We start from the raw sequence: 18,175 nt of genomic DNA, 5'->3' as shown, positions 1-18,175 counted from the left end.
ATTGAAAATTAAAGCAGCTGTATTGCGCAGCATGTAAATGATTGCAAATTCCGATTTTAATATAGAAATTGCAAGTAAAACCGATCATATTACAGCACAGCCTCAACTTCAATCTTTTTTCTGCATCCGTTCAACATTATACGCCTGCTGCAATTGTCTGTGGGGTGATGGGCTGAACAGTCTGCATTTTCTGCCAAATATGAATTTGCCCAGCAGTTTATTGAGCGCTGCAACATGCTTTAAAGCAGGGGGCCGCTGCTGAGGCTGGGGCCGCTGCCATTCAAGAGGCGGATTAATTCCTGCTGCTGTTCACCGTCCAGCTGCTGCTGAATTTGCAGCAGCAGCGATTCTGCTGTCGGCATATCTGCTGGCGGTTCTTGCAAGAGGGAAGGCTGGCTGTCAGTTTCTGCAGGTAAAAGAGCGCCCTCTGAATAAAGCTGCGCATAAATCTCTTCAAGCTGCTGCGGCTCTGTTTGAATTGGCGACAGCTGTTTATTGTCAAGTTTGAAGCATTGAAAGGCCGATGCCTGCTCCAGCAGTTCCGGACGATTGCCTGTGGCAATGATCTGCAGGCGCGGGAAGGCTTGATGCAAAGCGGGTAAAATGGCTTGCGCCATGTTCTGATCCAGCTGATGGTCAATCGCGTCAATCAGCAGAATGCCTTCACCTTCTTCACAAGGATAGAGGCTGGCTGGATTAAGCAGGCACATGCGCCGCACAATATCACCAACCAAAGCCGTTAAATTGCGGATGCTGTTGGACAGCTGCTGAAACAGCATGGTTTGGCCTTGATAAGTCACCATCAGCTGCAATTTGGGATGATATTGCAGATAGATGTTGCTGAATTCAGGCAGAACAATGGCCAAGGCGCGTCTAAGCGACTGCAATGCAGGCGCGTGCATTTCTGCAAGGGCTTGGGTAATGCGGCTGGCGAAGAAGCTGTCGGATTTTATTTCCGCAGCTGCGCCTGATTTATTTTTATGCAGAATGTCTTGCACCATCTGAGCGCTTTGCGCATTTTCGATGTCGCAGATTTCGCGGAACCATTCAAAAAACCGGCTGAAGGTGGTGAAAGGAATGGCAGAAATTTCGTAAGCATGCGCGGGCTGAAAAATGGCAGGGTTATTTTTATTCAGCAAATTCACTTCATTGACAAAGCGTTCCGCAGGATAATAGGCGATGAGCGGCAAGCCAAGCAAAGGGTCGTCTTTTAACGCGCGCTGATAGCGGGCTGCCAATTCTTCCAGCTGCGGCGTTTCTGCTTTGCTGATGCCCATGCCTTGGCTGTTTAAGGTTTTATACAGTTGCCAAGAACAATGAAAATGATCGGTGTCTGACGCAGCCTGCTGGCTTTCTGGTTCGTTTAAAGGCAGGTCATGGTTGCTGGATAATTTCCCCATTTCAGCAGGATAACTGATCCGCACATCAATTTTAGCCTGCAGGCGGTTCAGCATGATGTCCTGATCCAGCATCACCACACCCGCGGTGCGCAGGTCTTTATAGCGGGCGGCAAACCAGGTCAGCGCCTGATAGGTGAAGCGCAGGATAGAGGTTTTTCCGGAACCTTGATCGCCTAAAATTAAGGCGACCGGCTGCTCATGGCAGTTGAATTTTGCCTGCAGGTCGGTGAAGTGCAAGGTGTGCTTGAGCTGGATGGATTCAATTTTCATAACACACCTTCAGCTGATTTGGGGTTCTCTGGAATGCTTAGCTTACCGCACGGCGCAATGACTGCGGCATCTCTCGCTTGAGCATCTGCATCAGGTCATAAATATGGTGAATGTTTAAACTTACTTTAGCACGTGTGCAGGCCACGTACAGCAATCGTAACTCTTCGTCACTAATTTTATAGTCTTTCTCGTTCAGCCTGAATTGATAGTCATCTTCAATATGCACGCGTTCCCATTCCAAGCCTTTGGCTTTGTGCGCCGTTGAGATAATGTAATCCGCCTGATCAATGGGAGTGATTTTGGCCAGCGCGCGTTTTAAAGGGTCGGTGCCGTGATCATCTACCAGTTTCACCAGCGGCTTGATGTCGCTGCCATCATTGGTTTCACAGTATTCATGCACGTCATGCCATGAATTGAACCATGCCAGTTCAGGCACATCGGTCACGCGCTTGCCCTGTTTCAGCATAGAGGCGGCATCGACAAAACGGTTGAGCTTGGCATGGTCAGCCTGCAGGCTGACTTTTTCACCGTGCACCAGGCCGGCCAGCAGCAGTTCCATGGCGCGGGCATTGGTGCGGCATAAAATCGCATCGCGCTGTTTGGTATGCGGCTTATTGACGACTTTTGAGTTCATCAGCGGGTTGCCCAGCAGCGGCACTGTTTCATTGAGAGCGCCTAAAATAGCATTGGCATTCAGGGCGATTTCTTCACCAAAACGGAATGAGGTTGTCAGGCGGGATTCCGGCAAAGGCAGCTGCTGCATGGCATTGACAGCGCCGCGCCAGGCATAAATCTGCTGATGCGCATCGCCGACATAAATGACTTGCGTGCTGCGCTGCTTCAGCAGGATGCCAAGCATCAGTGGATCAGCATCCTGCGCTTCATCAAACAGCACATAATCGGCGGGAATATTCGGCTCGGACAATGCCCAGAGTTTCAGGTAAATGTCATGGCTGATGCCTGCTTCATGACGCGGGTCTATAGACTCCAGCCAGCGCCGTTCAATAGCGGGGTATAAATGTGTCTGCAAGGCGCTAATGTCGTCAGGATGAAGCCAGCTTGGCGCCTGCAGATGGCGCGGGGCAGGGTATTGCGAATTGGTCGAGCAGAAATAGCTGACCGCATTGGCCACTAGGCTGGCTAAGCGGGAGGGCATCAGCACATACTGTTCATAGCGCCCGCCCATCATGCGGCGCAGCGTAATCGGCGTTAAGCGGTATTCTTTGGCCATAAAGCTGGGGCTTAAACGCGGCAGGCGCAGCTTGTCAGTGACTCCACGTGGAACGCTTCGGTAAGCCAAGGAGTGAAAGGTGCGGCAGTCGACGTTGCCATGAAATTTCTGCTGCGCTTCGCTGGCAATCGCTTTGTTGAAGGCCAGATACATGCCGCGGCGCTGCGGCATGGCATCACTGATCATTTGCAGGGTGGTGGTTTTTCCTGTGCCGGCATAGGCAATGACTTTAAAGGATTTGCCCAGGCGAGCGTTATCAATGGCAGTGGCCTGCTCATAGGTCGCGCTCGGTTTTTTCTGATCAGTCAATGGAGGATGCCGTAACGTTTCAGTGAGAGCGGCTGGCTTTTTCAACCAAGCCTGACAAGCCTTGGCGGCGCGCCAGTTCGTTCAGCACCAATTGCGGTTCAAGGTCAAAGTAGCCCAGCATGACAATGGTATGGAACCATAAATCTGCCACTTCGTAGATCAGGTCGTTTTTGTTGTCTTCATTGGCCTCAGATTTAAAATCTTTCGCTGCAATAATCGTTTCAACGCCTTCTTCGCCGATTTTTTCTAAGATCTTGTTCAGGCCTTTGTGATACAGCTTCGCCACATAAGAGGAGTCCGGATCTGCTTGTTTGCGTTCCGCCATCATCTGCCCAAGGTAGTTTAGAACTTCGACTTGTTCAGACTGGGCATTTGAGGCATTCATTGCCAGCGTGTGCGGGTTTGCAGACTTTTCACCGTAAATTTGGCTCGGGTCTTTCAGCTGCGCATCGACTGTTTCCCAGCCGCTTACAGTCAACTTGCGGTAGAAGCAAGATTCCCGGCCAGTATGGCAGGCAATGCCGCCGTGCTGTTCAATCTGCAGCACAATCACATCTGCGTCGCAGTCTAGGCGGATTTCATGCACGGTTTGAAAATGGCCGGACTCTTCACCTTTGTGCCAAAGTTTTTGACGTGAACGCGAAAAATACACCGCTTGATTTTTTTCTGCGGTCAGCGCTAAAGCTTCACGGTTCATCCACGCCACCATCAAAATACGGCCAGTTTGATGATGCTGTGCAATAGCAGGCACTAAGCCTTGTTCGTTAAATTTTACTTCATCGAGCCATTGCAGATTGTTCATGTGGATTACACCCAAATTTTGTTCAAATAAATAAATTGCAGTTTCAGCTGCAAGGCATAGTGTACGGCATCCGGCTTGAATAGAGGAACTAAAACTTAAGCAATTTTCGAAAGGCGGCTGCTGTTTGTCGGTTTGCTGCGTTTGCTGGGCAGCCCATAAAAAAATAAGCCCAAGGCTGGGCTTATTTAAAAAATCCGTGATGCTTAAATCAAAAGCGGCTTACCAGTGTTCGCCTGGGAATAAGCGGGCATAGGCTTTCTGCACAAAATTCAGCTTTTCCTGTTTGCCCACAGATGCGGATGAGCTTGGGAATAAGTTATAGCCAATAGACATTAATTTATTGTTGATGTCTGGCGCAATAGAATAGGTGATTGACGCTAAACGGCCTAAATTGGTCGCCACTTTCTTCGGACGCTTCACAATGGCGTAGGCGATTAAATCTGAAGCCTGTTCAGGAGACAGTGTCGGCACGTATTTATAGATTTTCGTCGGCGCGATCATTGGCGTGCGCACCAGCGGCATATAAATAGACGTAATGGCAATTTTATGCGAATGCACTTCGGCAGAAAGGCAGCGGCTGAATGCATCCAGAGCCGCTTTAGAGGCGACATAAGCGGAGAAGCGTGTCGCATTCGCCAAAACGCCAATCGAGCTGATATTGATGATATGGCCTTCGCGGCGGATCATCATTTGCGGCAGGATATTCATGACCAGGCGGATGGCGCCGAAATAATTCAGCTGCATGGTGCGTTCAAAGTCATGAAAACGGTCAGTGGATTCATGGACTGCACGGCGGATAGAGCGGCCCGCATTATTGATGAGGATATCAATATGATCAACAGATGCCAGAATCTGCTTAGAAACCTCATCAATGGAGTCCATGTCGTTCAAATCGCATGGGAACACAGAGGCTTGACCGCCTTTGGCTTCAATCTCGGCTTTAACTTCGTCCAATGTTTCTTTGGTGCGGGCGACCAGCAGAACATGTGCGCCGGCATCCGCTAAGCGGTGGGCCGCAGTTAGGCCGATGCCGCTTGATGCGCCAGTAATGAGGACAGTTTTTCCATTCACTTTTTCTTGAAAGAGTTTTTCTAATCTTTGTTTCACGCTTAGTTCCCTTATTTGAATAAATGTGATTCAGTGCATTTGTTTTTATTGCCTGACTGCACTTGCTTCTTTATGAAGTCAGCAGTATTCCATGCGGCTATGATAGCGTATTTAACTTGAAAAGCTATAAATTAACTTATTGAATTTAAAAATAAATTTAGAGTAAAAACTCTATTTTTATCTGCACTGTTAGTGGATTTTTACCACATAAAAAAAGGAAAGAAAAGCCTTTTTTAGAATTCGTTATGCCGATGATTTTTTAAATGATTTTCAGCAAGAAAGGCGTGCTGAAATAACTCTGAAAAATGCCTTTTTATTCAATTTTGCCACTGTTTTTTGATTTTGAGTAAAAGTCATTGAGTGGGCGTTTATTGAAAATCATGCGCGCTTTTAAACCCGATACGGTGTCCTTTCATAACCCGTTCGTCTCTTCCGTCATGATGCAGGACAGGAACTGACAAAACTGAGTGTGTATTTTGCAGCATCTAAAGTACTGGCGGCGGGGGATGAATGCAGGCTGCTTTTTTTTAAACTCTGCATAAAAAGAGCCGCACTTTTAAGATTAAGGGTGCGGCCCTTTCGGGGATTAAACTTTGGACAAGGCCTGCTCTAGGTCTGCAATTAAATCGTCAATATGTTCAATGCCTACCGACAGGCGCACCATATCAATGCTTACTCCAGCAGACTTTAATTCCGCTTCATTCAGCTGGCGGTGTGTGGTGGTGGCAGGGTGGCAGGCTAGGCTTTTGGCATCGCCAATATTGACCAGACGGGTGAAGAGTTGCAGAGCATCAATAAAGCGGGTGCCGCCTTCACGGCCATCTTCTACCCCAAAGGATAAAATCGCGGAAGGCTTCCCTTTAACGTACTTTTGCGCCAAGCCATGCTGCGGGTGATCTTTCAGCCCGGCATAGTTGACCCATTTCACTTTGGGATGGGCTTGTAAATATTCCGCGACTTTCTGTGCATTTTCAGTATGACGCTCCATACGCAGGTTCAGGGTTTCTAAGCCTTGCAGAATCAAAAACACGCTTAAAGGGCTAATGGCCGCGCCGGTATTGCGTAATGGCACCACGCGGGCACGCGCGATATAAGCTGCTTCGCCTAGAGCTTCGACATAGTTCACGCCGTGATAGCTTGGGTCTGGCGTATTCAGCACTTTAAAGCGCTCAGGATATTTGCCCCAAGGGAATTTGCCGCTGTCGACAATGGCGCCGCCAATCGAGTTGCCATGCCCGCCAATATATTTGGTCAGTGAATGCACCACAATATCAGCCCCGTATTCAAAGGGCTTCAGCAGCGCAGGGGTGGCGACGGTATTATCGACCACCACAGGCACGCCATATTCATGCGCGATTTTGGCAATCGCTTCGAGGTCAATGATGTTGCCCAATGGGTTGCCAATCGATTCAACAAAGACCAGCTTGGTTTTTTCATCAATTAAACCGCGCAGGGCTTCAGGGTCTTGATAATCAAAGAAGCGGACTTCAATGCCTTGTTTCGGCAGGGTATGGGCAAACAGGTTATAGCTGCCGCCATACAAGGTGGATACTGATGCAATGTTGTCGCCTGCTTCGGTAATGGTTTGGATGGCATAAGTAATGGCCGCCATGCCCGAAGCTAAAGCAAGTGCCCCAATTCCGCCTTCGAGCGCGGCCAAACGCTGTTCCAGCACCGCAGTGGTCGGGTTCATGATGCGGGTGTAAATATTTCCCTGAACTTTTAAATCAAATAAATCAGCGCCATGCTGAGTATCGTCAAAGGCATAAGACGTGGTTTGATAAATGGGCACGGCTACAGCTTTAGTGGTGGCTTCTGGGCTGTATCCTGCGTGAATTGCTAAAGTTTCATCTTTATAAGTCATGATTGCGTCATCTAAGTGGGTTATTTATTAAGTCGGTTATTTAATCAGTCTATCATTTTTGAATATGAGTAAAAGTGAACATTATAGGAAAGAAAATCTGTTTTATTCATATATGTGATTTTAAAATGCATTAAATCCAATGGATTTAAGTGTGCAATAGCGCGTTTAAAAAATAAACACACCTTTAGTTGTAACAAACTATGGAAGTTGTTCGGCATTTCTTATGTTTTCAGCGCTTTTATCGTATAATGTGCCGATTATTTTTTCGCTCATTTGAGCAGGGGGCGCTTTTTGCTGTCCCCCAATCTGGTTTTCTATTGAGGAGTCCTGCGTGGCCCAATATATTTATACGATGAACCGAGTGTCTAAGATGGTTCCGCCGAAGCGCGAAATCTTAAAAGACATCTCTTTGTCATTTTTCCCGGGTGCAAAAATTGGTGTACTTGGTTTAAACGGTGCAGGTAAATCGACCTTGCTTCGTATTATGGCGGGCGTAGACAAAGATTTCTCTGGTGAAGCGCGTGCGCAGCCGGGTATCAAAATCGGTTACCTAGAGCAAGAGCCGCCGCTGGATCCAAATAAAGATGTCCGTGGCAACGTAGAAGATGGTTTGCGTGAACCATTGGATGCTTTGGCGCGTTTGGACGAAGTATTTGCTGAATATGCAGCAGAAGATGCAGACTTTGATGCACTGGCAAAAGAGCAGGAAAAACTTGAAGCGATTATCCATTCATGGGATGCGCATAATCTGAGCAACCAAATGGATCAAGCTGCAGCTGCCTTGAACCTGCCAGCTTGGGATGCGGATGTCACACTACTTTCAGGTGGTGAACGCCGCCGTGTTGCATTGTGCCGTTTGCTTTTATCTAAGCCAGACATGTTGCTTCTAGACGAACCGACGAACCACTTGGATGCAGAATCTGTGTCTTGGTTAGAGCGTTTCTTGAAAGACTTTGCCGGCACGATTGTGGCGATTACGCACGACCGTTATTTCTTGGATAACGTAGCAGAATGGATTCTTGAGCTTGACCGCGGTATGGGTATTCCATATCAAGGCAACTATTCTTCTTGGTTAGAGCAGAAGAATGCGCGTCTAGAACAAGAGAACAAGCAAGAAGAGTCTTTTGCTAAAGCATTGAAGAAAGAACTTGAATGGGTTCGTTCAAATGCCAAAGGTCAGCAAAAGAAAAACAAAGCGCGTATGGAGCGTTTTGAAGAGCTTAACTCACGCGAATTCCAACAGCGTAACGAAACTTCTGAAATCTATATTCCACCTGGCCCACGTCTAGGCAATAAAGTCGTAGAAGTTGAAGGCATCAGCAAATCATTTGATGGCCGCGTACTGTACGAAAACCTGAGCTTTACCGTACCGCCTACAGCAATTGTGGGTATCGTGGGTCCAAACGGTGCGGGTAAAACCACACTGTTCCGTATGATGACTGGTGAACAACAGCCAGACACAGGTACGGTGACGTTGGGTGAATCGGTTAAAGTAGCGTATGTGGGTCAGATTCGTGACACCTTAGATAACAACAAAACTGTTTGGGAAGAAGTTTCTGGCGGTTTGGATATCTTAAGAATTGGCGATTATGAAATTGCATCGCGTGCTTATATCGGCCGCTTTAACTTTAAAGGTCAAGACCAGCAGAAGCGTGTAGGCGAGTTGTCAGGCGGTGAGCGTAACCGTTTGCAGCTGGCGAAAATCCTGCAAATGGGCGCAAACGTGATCTTGCTGGATGAGCCATCGAACGACTTGGATATCGAAACCTTGCGTGCGCTTGAGGATGCAATTCTTGTATTCCCAGGTACGGTAATGGTGGTGTCGCATGACCGTTGGTTCCTTGACCGTATTGCAACGCACATCTTGTCGTTTGAGAACGAACAGCCTGAATTCTACGAAGGCAACTATGCTGAGTATGAAGCCTATCGTTTAGCGCGTTTAGGTGATGCTGCGGTTCAAAAACGGACCAAATACAAGAAAATTGGCGGTTAATCCTTCCGTTAATTCAACAAAAAACCAGCCTTCGGGCTGGTTTTTTGTTGCGCAGGATTCAGCTGAATACGATTTTTTCGTATGCATGGATAAGCGCATTATTCGCAGGGGCGTATCCTTGATCGGCTGCTTTTTTCAGCCATAATTCGGCAAGACTGAAATTCCGTTCTAAGCCTAATTCTCCATTGAGATAGCAAATTCCTAATTTATATTGAGCTTCTTTATGCCCTCTTAAGGCGGCATTTAAAAAACTCCAAATTGCATTGCGGCAGTCAATGTTAGAGGGGTCAGTTTGACTGTCGGCATGATGCAATAAAAATTCTTGATGGTGTTGAATGGCGAGATGTTCAAAATACTCACCTTGAACATAATTCTTGTTGGCTTCCAAAATCAGTGAATGCATTCCTTGCATTTCTTCATTTGAAGAGTGTAACAAAGCAGAACTGATCATTTTTATAACGTATTTGATCATGCTGAACTCCTTTATAAATGTTACATTTTCTGGCTAGCTGTTGTTTAATTTATAATGCGTAAAGTTATATATCACGTTACTTTTTGTTGAAATTTATAACTGTACTGGTTGAAATTTAACATGAATAAATAGACTAAGTAAGTGACTGCGCAGTTTTTTTTATCACTTAATATTCTGTAAATTCTGATGCTTAGTTGCCATCACGGGTATTTCTTCAAAAACTTAACAGTTTGAACTCATTTAGATATCAGTTAATTTTTAAAAATACTGTATGTTCTTGTTTTGTAATTAACCCCAAACCTGCTGAATCCGGTGTTTCCATCATTGGGGCGCCGTCGAATATGAGGGCCTGAGTTGTGTGCCTTACGCGCTAACTCAACTGCGGGTTCCGCTCTTGCTCTTATTTAAGTCAATTTTTTATCTGAGATTCGGCGAAATTAAAATTCGAATTGACGGCTTCATTAAAAATTGAATTTGTATAAATCCTGCAAATAGTTGCCTGAGTGTAATGTTATTACTTATTCAGCTCTTGTTAATCTTATAGTTAATTATCTGCGAATAAAGTTGACAATAATGAGCCATGATCATGACCATTCACATGCGGCCGTTGCCGAAGGAAATGCCAAAAAGTTAACTTTTGCACTTATTTTGACTTCTATTTTTTTAGTCATAGAAGTGATTGCCGGTTTTATGACGCAAAGCTTGGCGCTGCTGTCGGATGCGGCGCATATGTTTACCGATGCCGCCGCGCTGGCGATTGCACTGGCGGCCATTAAGATCGGAAAGCTGCCTGCGGATAATAAGCGCACTTTTGGCTATCAGCGTTTTGAAATTTTAGCGGCGCTGTTTAATGCATCAATGCTGTTTATGGTTGCCATTTACATCTTATTTGAAGCTTATCAGCGTTTCAGCCACCCGCCTGAAATTCAAAGCATGGGCATGATGATTGTCGCGGTGATCGGGCTGGCCATTAATTTAATATCCATGCGGATTTTGTTTTCCAGCTCGAAAGACAGCCTGAATGTGAAAGGGGCGTATTTGGAGGTGCTGAGCGATGCTTTGGGTTCAATTGGCGTCATTATTGGCGCGGCAGTGATTTATTTCACCGGCTGGATGTGGGTGGATAGCGTTATTGCGGTGCTCATCGGTTTTTGGGTGCTGCCGCGGACATGGATTTTGCTGAAGCAAAGCGTCAATATTTTGCTGGAAGGCGTGCCTGAAGAAATTGATATTGAACAGCTTCGCAAGGATTTATTGAGCTTAAAAGGAGTGGAGAGCATCCACCAGCTGAAAGTCTGGGCCATTACCTCTAAAAATGTGCATTTGACGGTGCATTTGCTGGCGCCGTGTGCAGACCGCAATGCATTATACCGCGACGCTTTGGAGCTGTTGAGCCATGAACACGGCATTACAGAAATAACGCTGCAGATTGAAGATGATGTCTGTGCGGCGCATGGGCATCAGTATGACGAGCCAGCCGCAATGCATGATGAACAGCAGCATGCAGAGCCGCATCAGCATTAAGCTGTAATGCGGCTTTTAGGGGAAGCTGTGATCAGCTTTCCCATTCGTGATTGCATTCGCGGCATTTCCATTTCTTTTGCGACTGCATGAATGCCTGCATGGAAATTTTAAAATCAGGCAAATCGCGGTAAAATAAGAAACCGGCAATCGCGCAGATAATAAATACAGCAACGGTCGCTGCCTGTAAAATGGTGCCGGCGCCATCGCCAAAAAGCCACATGGCAATGCTGATAATGACCAGAAGCAGCAATACAAAAATAGCCGGAATTAAAAAGACTAAGCTTTTAGGCACCACAGGACGCGCTGCTGGCTCGCCTGCTTGTGCAACAGGCATGATTTTAGGGCTCTGACATTTTGGGCAGCGGTATTGCATTGCAACTCCATAATTTTAATGTATCGTCTATTTTAATCAGAATGGCGAAGAATGCAAAAACACCTGATTAAAACACTTTGGCTGGCTGGGCGCTGTTAAACAGCAGGCAATAAAAAACCCAAGTCGCAATGCTTGGGTTTTTTATTAAGATGTCGCCATCTTGAATATGGCGTCCCTACGGGGATTCGAACCCCGGTTACCGCCGTGAAAGGGCGATGTCCTAGGCCTCTAGACGATAGGGACAAGTGAGGCGTACACAGGTAAAACGGTTGTTTGGTGGAGTCAAGGAGGATCGAACTCCTGACCTCTACAATGCCATTGTAGCGCTCTACCAACTGAGCTATGACCCCAGTCTGTGTGAGCGCTATATTATGGATATAACACTCACGCGTCAACTAAAAAATCAATTAAGATTCATCAACTGCATCATTTTTCGGCAATTTTAAGCTTTCATTGAGTTTTTCCCATGCTTTTGCTTCTTTTTTGCTCGGACCGCCGACAATTTCAAGGGCATGGCGCAGGCGGGCAAAGGTCAAGTCAGGGCCAATGGTGACCATAGACTGCATGACTGGCGTTGATGATGTTGAACCGGCAATAGCAATAAAGAATGTTGGCATAAAGTCACGGAGTTTAATCTCCATTTGACTTGCTAAGTCCATTAAAGTTTGGCTTACCGTATCATTATTCCACGTAAACAGGCTTTCAAGGCGCCAAATCGCGAACTGCAGGCTTTGACGGACTTGCTCTTCAGACAGTTTCTTGCTTTCAAACTGTTCTTTGCTTAGCGTAGGGAACTGATTGAAATAGAATCCAGCCCAGTTAACAGCTTCAGACAATAAGTTGATACGTGGCTGAATCGCAGCAGCGATTTCTTCCAGCGTTTGGCGGTCAGATTTCCAAGCCAGCAGGGTATTCAGCAGTTCGGCAGGGGTTAAGCCTTTAATCCATTGGCCATTCAGCCAGTTGAGTTTTTCAACATCAAAAATTGGACCGCCGAGTGATACGCGCTTGATGTCAAAATGTTCAATCATTTCCGCCAAAGTGAATTTTTCACTTTCATCCGGCATAGACCAGCCCATACGGCCTAAATAGTTCAGCAAGGCTTCTGGCAGTACGCCAATGTCTTTGTAGTAGTTGATTGATGTTGGATTTTTGCGCTTAGACAGCTTCGATTTGTCTGGGTTGCGGAGCAGCGGCATGTGGCAGAGCACAGGCATGTCCCAGCCGAAGTATTTGTACAGCAGCTGATGTTTCGGCGCAGAGGGAATCCATTCTTCACCGCGGATCACATGCGTAATTTCCATTAAATGGTCATCGACCACGTTTGCCAAATGATAAGTTGGCAAGCCGTCGGTTTTCAGCAGAATCTGCATATCCACTTGCGCCCATGGAATCTCCACTTCGCCGCGCAATAAGTCATCAAATTGACAAATGCCTTCAGTCGGCACTTTCATGCGGATCACATGCGCTTCACCCGCAGCCAGGCGGCGTGCAACTTCTTCTTCTGACAGCAATAAGCCGCGGCCATCGTAGCGAGGTGTTTCACCGCGCGCCTGCTGTTCCGCACGCATTTGGTCTAACTCTTCCGCTGTTGCAAAACAGTAGAAGGCATGACCCTTTTCAACTAGTTCCAATGCATATTGCTTATAAATGCCCATGCGCTCAGATTGACGGTAGGGTGCATGCGGGCCGCCGATATCTGGACCTTCAGACCAGTTTAAGCCTAACCAGCGCAATGAATCCAAAATCATTTTTTCAGATTCTGGCGTTGAGCGCAGCTGGTCGGTATCTTCAATGCGAAGAATAAACTCGCCGCCATGCTGTTTCGCAAAACACAGGTTGAATAAGGCGATATAAGCTGTACCTACGTGCGGAAAACCGGTAGGAGAAGGTGCAATACGGGTGCGGACTGTCATAACTGGATATTATTCAGAATGTAAATTAGGGCTATTATAGCGAAAAAGCCTAATCACTTAATGTTAAATTCAACATTCCGTGATTAGGCTGATATTCAGGCTTCAAATTGGGGGGAAGCCGTCAATTCATCAAGAGTTGTTTTGCAGGAACAGCGACTGTACAAAGCGGGTAAAGCTTTGGTTTTGAGAAGCAAAGAAATTTTGTGTCGGCGCTGATTTAAGCGCAGTTAAAACTTTTAAATTGTCATCGGACTGCTGTTTGCCTTCTGCTTTCTGCTGATTCAGCGCTTTTTCAATAGGCGATTTTTTTTCAGCCGGAATGGGCGCTTTGCTGTTTGCCGTTTTGCTGATGGCAGCGGCATGTCCAGCCTGAACGGCTAATGTCAGTCCTAAGCTTAGGCATAAAGCGTGAATTAAAGGTGATCTCATTTTAAACTTCCCCCATGAGCTGATCTAGGAACCATTGTAATTGGCTTTTCTTAATATTAGTACCGCAGTACTGCGATTTAACCATCTTTAGCACTGAAAAGCAGAGTAGAGTCGCTTTTTTACAAAAAGACAAATAATCTTCGCTGTAAAGATACCAAATTGGTGAGGTTTATCCTTGCCTGTCTGTATTTGTAACAAACAACTATGGAGATAACGTGGAGAAAAAGCCTGACCGCGACTGATTTAGCAAAAAAAGCGCAAATAACAGCAGTATTTTGGATATATTTTAAACAGAAATAAAAGTGATTTAATAATATAAACAGCTGATTGTTCGTATTATTTTTTATTTATATAGTGCATTTAATCAAATAAATGAGCAAATGGCATGAAAAAAATAATCGCGGCGGGAGTTTTGGCTTTTTTAGCAGGCGCGGGCGCGCAAGTGTATGCGGCCAAAGATTTTTTGAACGTGTCTTATGATCCGACCCGTGAATTTTACCAAGAATATAATCAGGAATTTGGCGCCTACTGGAAAAAGCGCACCGGTCAAGAGGTGAATTTCAAGCAGTCGCATGGCGGTTCCGGTAAGCAGGCGCGCGCTGTAGCGACAGGCCTGCAGGCAGACGTCGTGACCTTGGCCCTGGCCAATGATATTGATGAAATTGTAAATACGGGGCAGATTGATAAAAACTGGCAAAAAGAATTCCCCAATAACTCTGCGCCATATACTTCAACCATTGTATTTCTGGTGCGCAAAGGTAATCCCAAACAGATTAAAGATTGGAATGACTTGACTAGGCAGGGCGTTGAAATCATCACGCCAAATCCGAAAACAGGCGGGGCGCCGCGCTGGATTTACCTGTCTGCATGGGGCTACGCACTGAAACAGCCGGGCGGCAATGATGCCAAGGCCAAAGAGCTGGTACGAAAGCTCTACGGCAATGTCAAAGTACTGGATTCAGGCGCACGCGGCTCGCTGACGACTTTTGCTGAACGCGGCATTGGCGATGTGCTGCTGTCTTGGGAAAATGAAGCGCTGCTGGCGACTCAAGGCTTAGGCAAGGATAAGTTTGATGTGGTTTATCCCTCTGTTTCAATTTTGGCGGAACCGTCTGTCGCGATTGTGGATAAAACAGTCGATAAAAATGGCAACCGCAATTTGGCCAAAGGCTATTTAAATTATCTTTACTCCCCTCGTGGGCAGGAGCTGGCAGCGAAGCATTATTTCCGCCCGCGCGACAGCAAAGCGGCAGCGAAATATGCAGCCCAATTCCCGAAAGTAAAGACGTTTACCATTGATAAAGTCTTTGGCGGCTGGGCCAAAGCGCAGCAAACCCATTTTGTGAATGGCGCGGTTTTTGATCAAATTTACAGTGAGAAGAATTAAGGCATTCACACTTAAAATAAAAGTTAAAAAATGGATAGCCTTGGTTATCCATTTTTTTTATATCTAAAGAATAAAATGGTATATATGATGAATAAGTAATGTGTTTTGATTTTTTATCATCTAAAACAAAGAATTAAATAACCGCGCCGCCTCTGTATTTGAGAGTTCAGCGTCTGAATGCATTGAAGTTAATGATTTTATTTCATATATTTAGCACTATTAACGATATTTTTTGTACGGCTATGAAAATTCAATTAAAAGCTTTATTCAGCGCAGCCTTGCTGTCTGCTGGTCTTGCACTCAGCGCGGGCTCAGCACAGGCAGCTGACCGCGAATTTCTGAATGTATCCTATGATGCGACCCGTGAATTTTATGACGAATTCAATAAATCGTTTGGCGCATATTGGAAAGAGCGCACAGGCAACACTGTAAATTTCAAGCAGTCGCATGGCGGTTCAGGCAAGCAGGCGCGGTCAGTGGTGGATGGTTTAAAAGGCGATGTAGTGACATTGGCTTTAGCCAATGACATCGAAGAAATTGTGAAATCCGGTCAGATTCAGCCCGGCTGGCAAAAAGAATTCCCTCATAATTCCGCGCCTTATACCTCAACCATTGTCTTTATGGTGCGCAAAGGCAACCCGAAACACATTAAGGATTGGTCTGATTTGACGAAACCGGGTGTACAGATTATTACGCCAAATCCGAAAACAGGCGGCCTGCCGCGCTGGGTATACCTGTCTGCGTGGGGCTATGCGCTGAAGCAGCCGGGCGGCAATGATGCCAAAGCCAAAGACTTCGTCGGTAAAATGTACCGCAATGTCAAAGTCATGGATTCTGCAGCCCGCGCATCGATGACGACTTTTGCTGAACGCGGCATTGGCGATGTATTGCTGACTTGGGAAAATGAAGCTTTAGTGACCCAGAAAACACTGGGCAAAGGCAAGTTTGATATTGTTTATCCTTCTATTTCAATCTTAACTGAACCTTCGGTCGCGATTGTTGATAAAACCGTGGAAAAAAATGGCAATAAATGGCTGGCCAAAGGCTACATCAACTATTTATATTCGCCTCTAGGCCAGGACATGGCGGCGCGTCATTTCTACCGTCCGCGAAATGCTGAAGTTTTAGCGAAATATAAAGCGCAATTCCCGCCTTTGAAGACCTTTACCATTGATGAAGTGTTCGGCGGCTGGGCCAAAGCGCAGCAAACCCATTTTGTGAATGGCGCGGTCTTTGATCAGATTTACAGCTCAAAACGCTGATCGAAAGCGTTGGATCTGCACGCTGTAAGATGTGCAAGGTGACGTTTTAGTTTCAAAGCCAATCCGCGGATTGGCTTTTTTGTGTCCGGTTTTTTAATTTCAATAATTTTAGAATGCTTTAAATCGATCAATATTTATGGCTTATGCGGCAGTTTGCGCAGTTTCAGGAATCTTCTGACCATATGCCAAGTTCATAGCCGTCCACGTCTTTAAAATGAAAGCGGCGCCCGCCCGGAAAACGGAAGATCTCCTGTGTGATTGTTCCGCCAGCCCTTTGAACCGCCTGCAAACTTTCTTGCAGATTGGCGCTGTAAAGGATCACCAGCGCGCCGCCATGCGGCTGCACATCATCCGACTGGCTGAATCCGCCTTTGAGCTGCCCTGAATCAAACTCGCAGTATGCGCTGCCAAAATCAGTGAAGGTCCATCCGAGCTGTGCATAAAAGGCTTTGCTGGATGGAATGCTGGCGACATTGAATTCGATGTAGTTGATCGGATTGCCGCTGTTTGCTGCGTGTGGAGACTCTTGCATATGGGGACTTTCCAAATGTTAAGCTTCAATTTTTTAAATTAGCACGGAAAAGGGATGGACGCCAAAACATGGATCAAAGGCCTGAAAGCGGATGCGTAAAGTGATTGAAATTTAAAAAGACTTTGCTTCATTTACAAGCCGAATGCGCTTTACAGCCGCCGCTTATGCCTAAGAACTGTTAACGGATGAAAAGGGTCATGATTTTAATCAGTTGCGCTGCTTAAGCTGCAGCAGGAATTGGAATGGCGCATTTATTCGGCAGGATCTCAGCTGAAAAACGGTTTTCCCCATGAAAAGTAATATTTTCCTACAAAAAGACGTTTGGAGCTTTAATAAAACAAGGTAATAATGTGCAGTTACTTTTTTACGTGCTGAAACCATCTATATGTCGCATATTTCTGTATTACTTCATGAAACCGTTGATGCTTTGCTTGCAGGGCGGAGTACAGGAATTTATATAGACGGTACTTTTGGACGCGGCGGCCATACCCGTTTATTATTGTCGAAATTAGATGAAAATTCACATGTTTATGCCTTCGATAAAGACCCGCAAGCGTTAGAAACAGCGGCGGTTCTGGCGGCGGAAGATCCGCGCTTTACCATCATTCATGCCAGCTTTGCAGATCTGCAGCAGGAAATGGCGGCGCGCGGCATTGAAGCAGTTGATGGCGTCATGGCGGATTTAGGCGTGTCATCGCCGCAGCTGGATCAGGCGGAGCGCGGCTTCAGCTTTATGAAAGACGGCCCGCTGGATATGCGCATGGACAATTCACAAGGGCCGACAGCAGCGCAGTGGCTGGTGGATATTGCTGAAGAAGATCTGGCCAATATCATTTTCAAATACGGTGAAGAGCGCTACAGCCGCCGCATTGCCAAAGCCATTAAAAATGCAGGCTATATTGAAACCACAGGGCAGCTGGCGGAAATTGTTAAAGTGGCGCATCCGAAGTGGGAAAAAAATAAACACGCGGCAACCCGCACATTTCAGGCGATCCGTATTGCCATTAATAAAGAATTAGATGATATTGAAGCTTTCCTGCCTCAAGCAGTAAATGTATTAAAACCTGAAGCGATTTTGGCGGTCATCAGTTTCCATTCATTGGAAGACCGCCTGATTAAGCAGTTTATTCAAAAAGAATCGACCTTGGCCGAAGATACGGGCTGGGGCATGCCTCAGGAACGGGAAGATACCCGCCGTTTGAAAAAAATTGCCCGCGTCCGCGCCAGTGATGAGGAAGTTAAAGCGAATCCGCGTTCACGTAGCGCCTGGCTTCGTGTGGCAGAGCGTTTAGCTTAATAAGGCG

The 18,175-nt window shown here is 46.3% G+C and carries 15 protein-coding genes and 2 tRNA genes; 5 read left to right on the top strand and 12 right to left on the bottom strand.

Translation table 11 applies throughout. The features are described 5' to 3' along the window. Window positions 1–239: 239 nt before the first annotated feature. The 5 genes from F941_RS15540 to F941_RS15520 all read right to left on the bottom strand — a co-directional run bounded on the left by F941_RS15540 (window position 240) and on the right by F941_RS15520 (window position 6,983). The gene (locus F941_RS15540) at window positions 240–1,670 is read right to left on the bottom strand and encodes an AAA family ATPase (protein WP_005013256.1); all 1,431 of its coding nucleotides are present in this window, start codon (window positions 1,668–1,670) and stop codon (window positions 240–242) included. A gap of 37 nt (window positions 1,671–1,707) precedes the next feature. Next, entirely contained in the window at window positions 1,708–3,210 is a 1,503-nt protein-coding gene (locus tag F941_RS15535) for a UvrD-helicase domain-containing protein (RefSeq protein WP_018572855.1), read from the bottom strand. A gap of 19 nt (window positions 3,211–3,229) precedes the next feature. Further along, window positions 3,230–4,012 carry a bifunctional phosphoribosyl-AMP cyclohydrolase/phosphoribosyl-ATP diphosphatase HisIE gene (gene hisIE / locus F941_RS15530; protein WP_005013250.1) on the bottom strand — a complete coding sequence of 261 codons (783 nt, stop codon included), beginning with the start codon at window positions 4,010–4,012 and terminating at the stop codon, window positions 3,230–3,232. A gap of 219 nt (window positions 4,013–4,231) precedes the next feature. Then, window positions 4,232–5,119, bottom strand: a complete 888-nt coding sequence (locus tag F941_RS15525) for an SDR family NAD(P)-dependent oxidoreductase (RefSeq protein ID WP_005013241.1) — start codon at window positions 5,117–5,119, stop codon at window positions 4,232–4,234. A 586-nt stretch (window positions 5,120–5,705) separates the two neighbouring features. Next, a complete protein-coding gene (locus tag F941_RS15520) occupies window positions 5,706–6,983 on the bottom strand; it encodes an O-acetylhomoserine aminocarboxypropyltransferase/cysteine synthase family protein (RefSeq protein WP_005013239.1) in 1,278 nt (425 codons plus the stop codon). Window positions 6,984–7,314: 331 nt separating this feature from the next. Here F941_RS15520 and ettA point away from each other — a divergent pair, with 331 nt between their 5' ends. Further along, on the top strand, window positions 7,315–8,976 hold the full coding sequence (gene ettA / locus F941_RS15515; RefSeq protein WP_004691537.1) for an energy-dependent translational throttle protein EttA: 1,662 nt from the start codon (window positions 7,315–7,317) through the stop codon (window positions 8,974–8,976). Window positions 8,977–9,034: 58 nt separating this feature from the next. On the opposite strand, the gene F941_RS15510 is transcribed toward ettA, so the two are convergent. Continuing rightward, window positions 9,035–9,448 (bottom strand): tetratricopeptide repeat protein, encoded by a 414-nt coding sequence (locus tag F941_RS15510; RefSeq protein ID WP_005013237.1) that lies wholly within the window; start codon window positions 9,446–9,448, stop codon window positions 9,035–9,037. Window positions 9,449–10,021: 573 nt separating this feature from the next. Here F941_RS15510 and F941_RS15505 point away from each other — a divergent pair. Next, window positions 10,022–10,972, top strand: a complete 951-nt coding sequence (locus F941_RS15505) for a cation diffusion facilitator family transporter (protein ID WP_005013236.1) — start codon at window positions 10,022–10,024, stop codon at window positions 10,970–10,972. Between the two features lie 31 nt (window positions 10,973–11,003). Here F941_RS15505 and F941_RS15500 read toward each other — a convergent pair whose 3' ends face one another. The 5 genes from F941_RS15500 to F941_RS15480 form a co-directional block, all read right to left on the bottom strand. After that, on the bottom strand, window positions 11,004–11,345 hold the full coding sequence (locus F941_RS15500) for a zinc-ribbon domain-containing protein (RefSeq protein WP_005013235.1): 342 nt from the start codon (window positions 11,343–11,345) through the stop codon (window positions 11,004–11,006). Window positions 11,346–11,512: 167 nt separating this feature from the next. After that, window positions 11,513–11,588: transfer RNA gene (locus tag F941_RS15495), tRNA-Glu, on the bottom strand. 31 nt (window positions 11,589–11,619) lie between these two features. Continuing rightward, window positions 11,620–11,695, bottom strand: a tRNA-Ala gene (locus F941_RS15490). Between the two features lie 57 nt (window positions 11,696–11,752). Next, entirely contained in the window at window positions 11,753–13,261 is a 1,509-nt protein-coding gene (gltX, locus tag F941_RS15485; protein ID WP_005013234.1) for a glutamate--tRNA ligase, read from the bottom strand. A gap of 129 nt (window positions 13,262–13,390) precedes the next feature. Then, the gene (locus F941_RS15480) at window positions 13,391–13,690 is read right to left on the bottom strand and encodes a hypothetical protein (protein ID WP_005013233.1); all 300 of its coding nucleotides are present in this window, start codon (window positions 13,688–13,690) and stop codon (window positions 13,391–13,393) included. 385 nt (window positions 13,691–14,075) lie between these two features. Between F941_RS15480 and F941_RS15475 the strand changes: the two genes are divergently transcribed. Then, window positions 14,076–15,077 carry a sulfate ABC transporter substrate-binding protein gene (locus tag F941_RS15475; protein WP_005013231.1) on the top strand — a complete coding sequence of 334 codons (1,002 nt, stop codon included), beginning with the start codon at window positions 14,076–14,078 and terminating at the stop codon, window positions 15,075–15,077. A 242-nt stretch (window positions 15,078–15,319) separates the two neighbouring features. Beyond that, window positions 15,320–16,339 carry a sulfate ABC transporter substrate-binding protein gene (locus tag F941_RS15470; protein WP_005013229.1) on the top strand — a complete coding sequence of 340 codons (1,020 nt, stop codon included), beginning with the start codon at window positions 15,320–15,322 and terminating at the stop codon, window positions 16,337–16,339. Window positions 16,340–16,502: 163 nt separating this feature from the next. Here the strand turns inward: F941_RS15470 and F941_RS15465 are convergent, their stop codons facing one another. Continuing rightward, entirely contained in the window at window positions 16,503–16,871 is a 369-nt protein-coding gene (locus F941_RS15465; protein ID WP_005013227.1) for a VOC family protein, read from the bottom strand. A gap of 385 nt (window positions 16,872–17,256) precedes the next feature. On the opposite strand from F941_RS15465, the gene rsmH reads away from it, so the two are divergent. Continuing rightward, a complete protein-coding gene (rsmH, locus tag F941_RS15460) occupies window positions 17,257–18,168 on the top strand; it encodes a 16S rRNA (cytosine(1402)-N(4))-methyltransferase RsmH (RefSeq protein ID WP_005013224.1) in 912 nt (303 codons plus the stop codon). Window positions 18,169–18,175: the final 7 nt, after the last annotated feature.

This window comes from Acinetobacter bouvetii DSM 14964 = CIP 107468, from assembly GCF_000368865.1.
GTDB lineage: Bacteria > Pseudomonadota > Gammaproteobacteria > Pseudomonadales > Moraxellaceae > Acinetobacter > Acinetobacter bouvetii.
The sequence above is the reverse complement of the archived record's forward strand: the minus strand, read 5'-3'. Positions and strand labels throughout refer to the sequence as shown.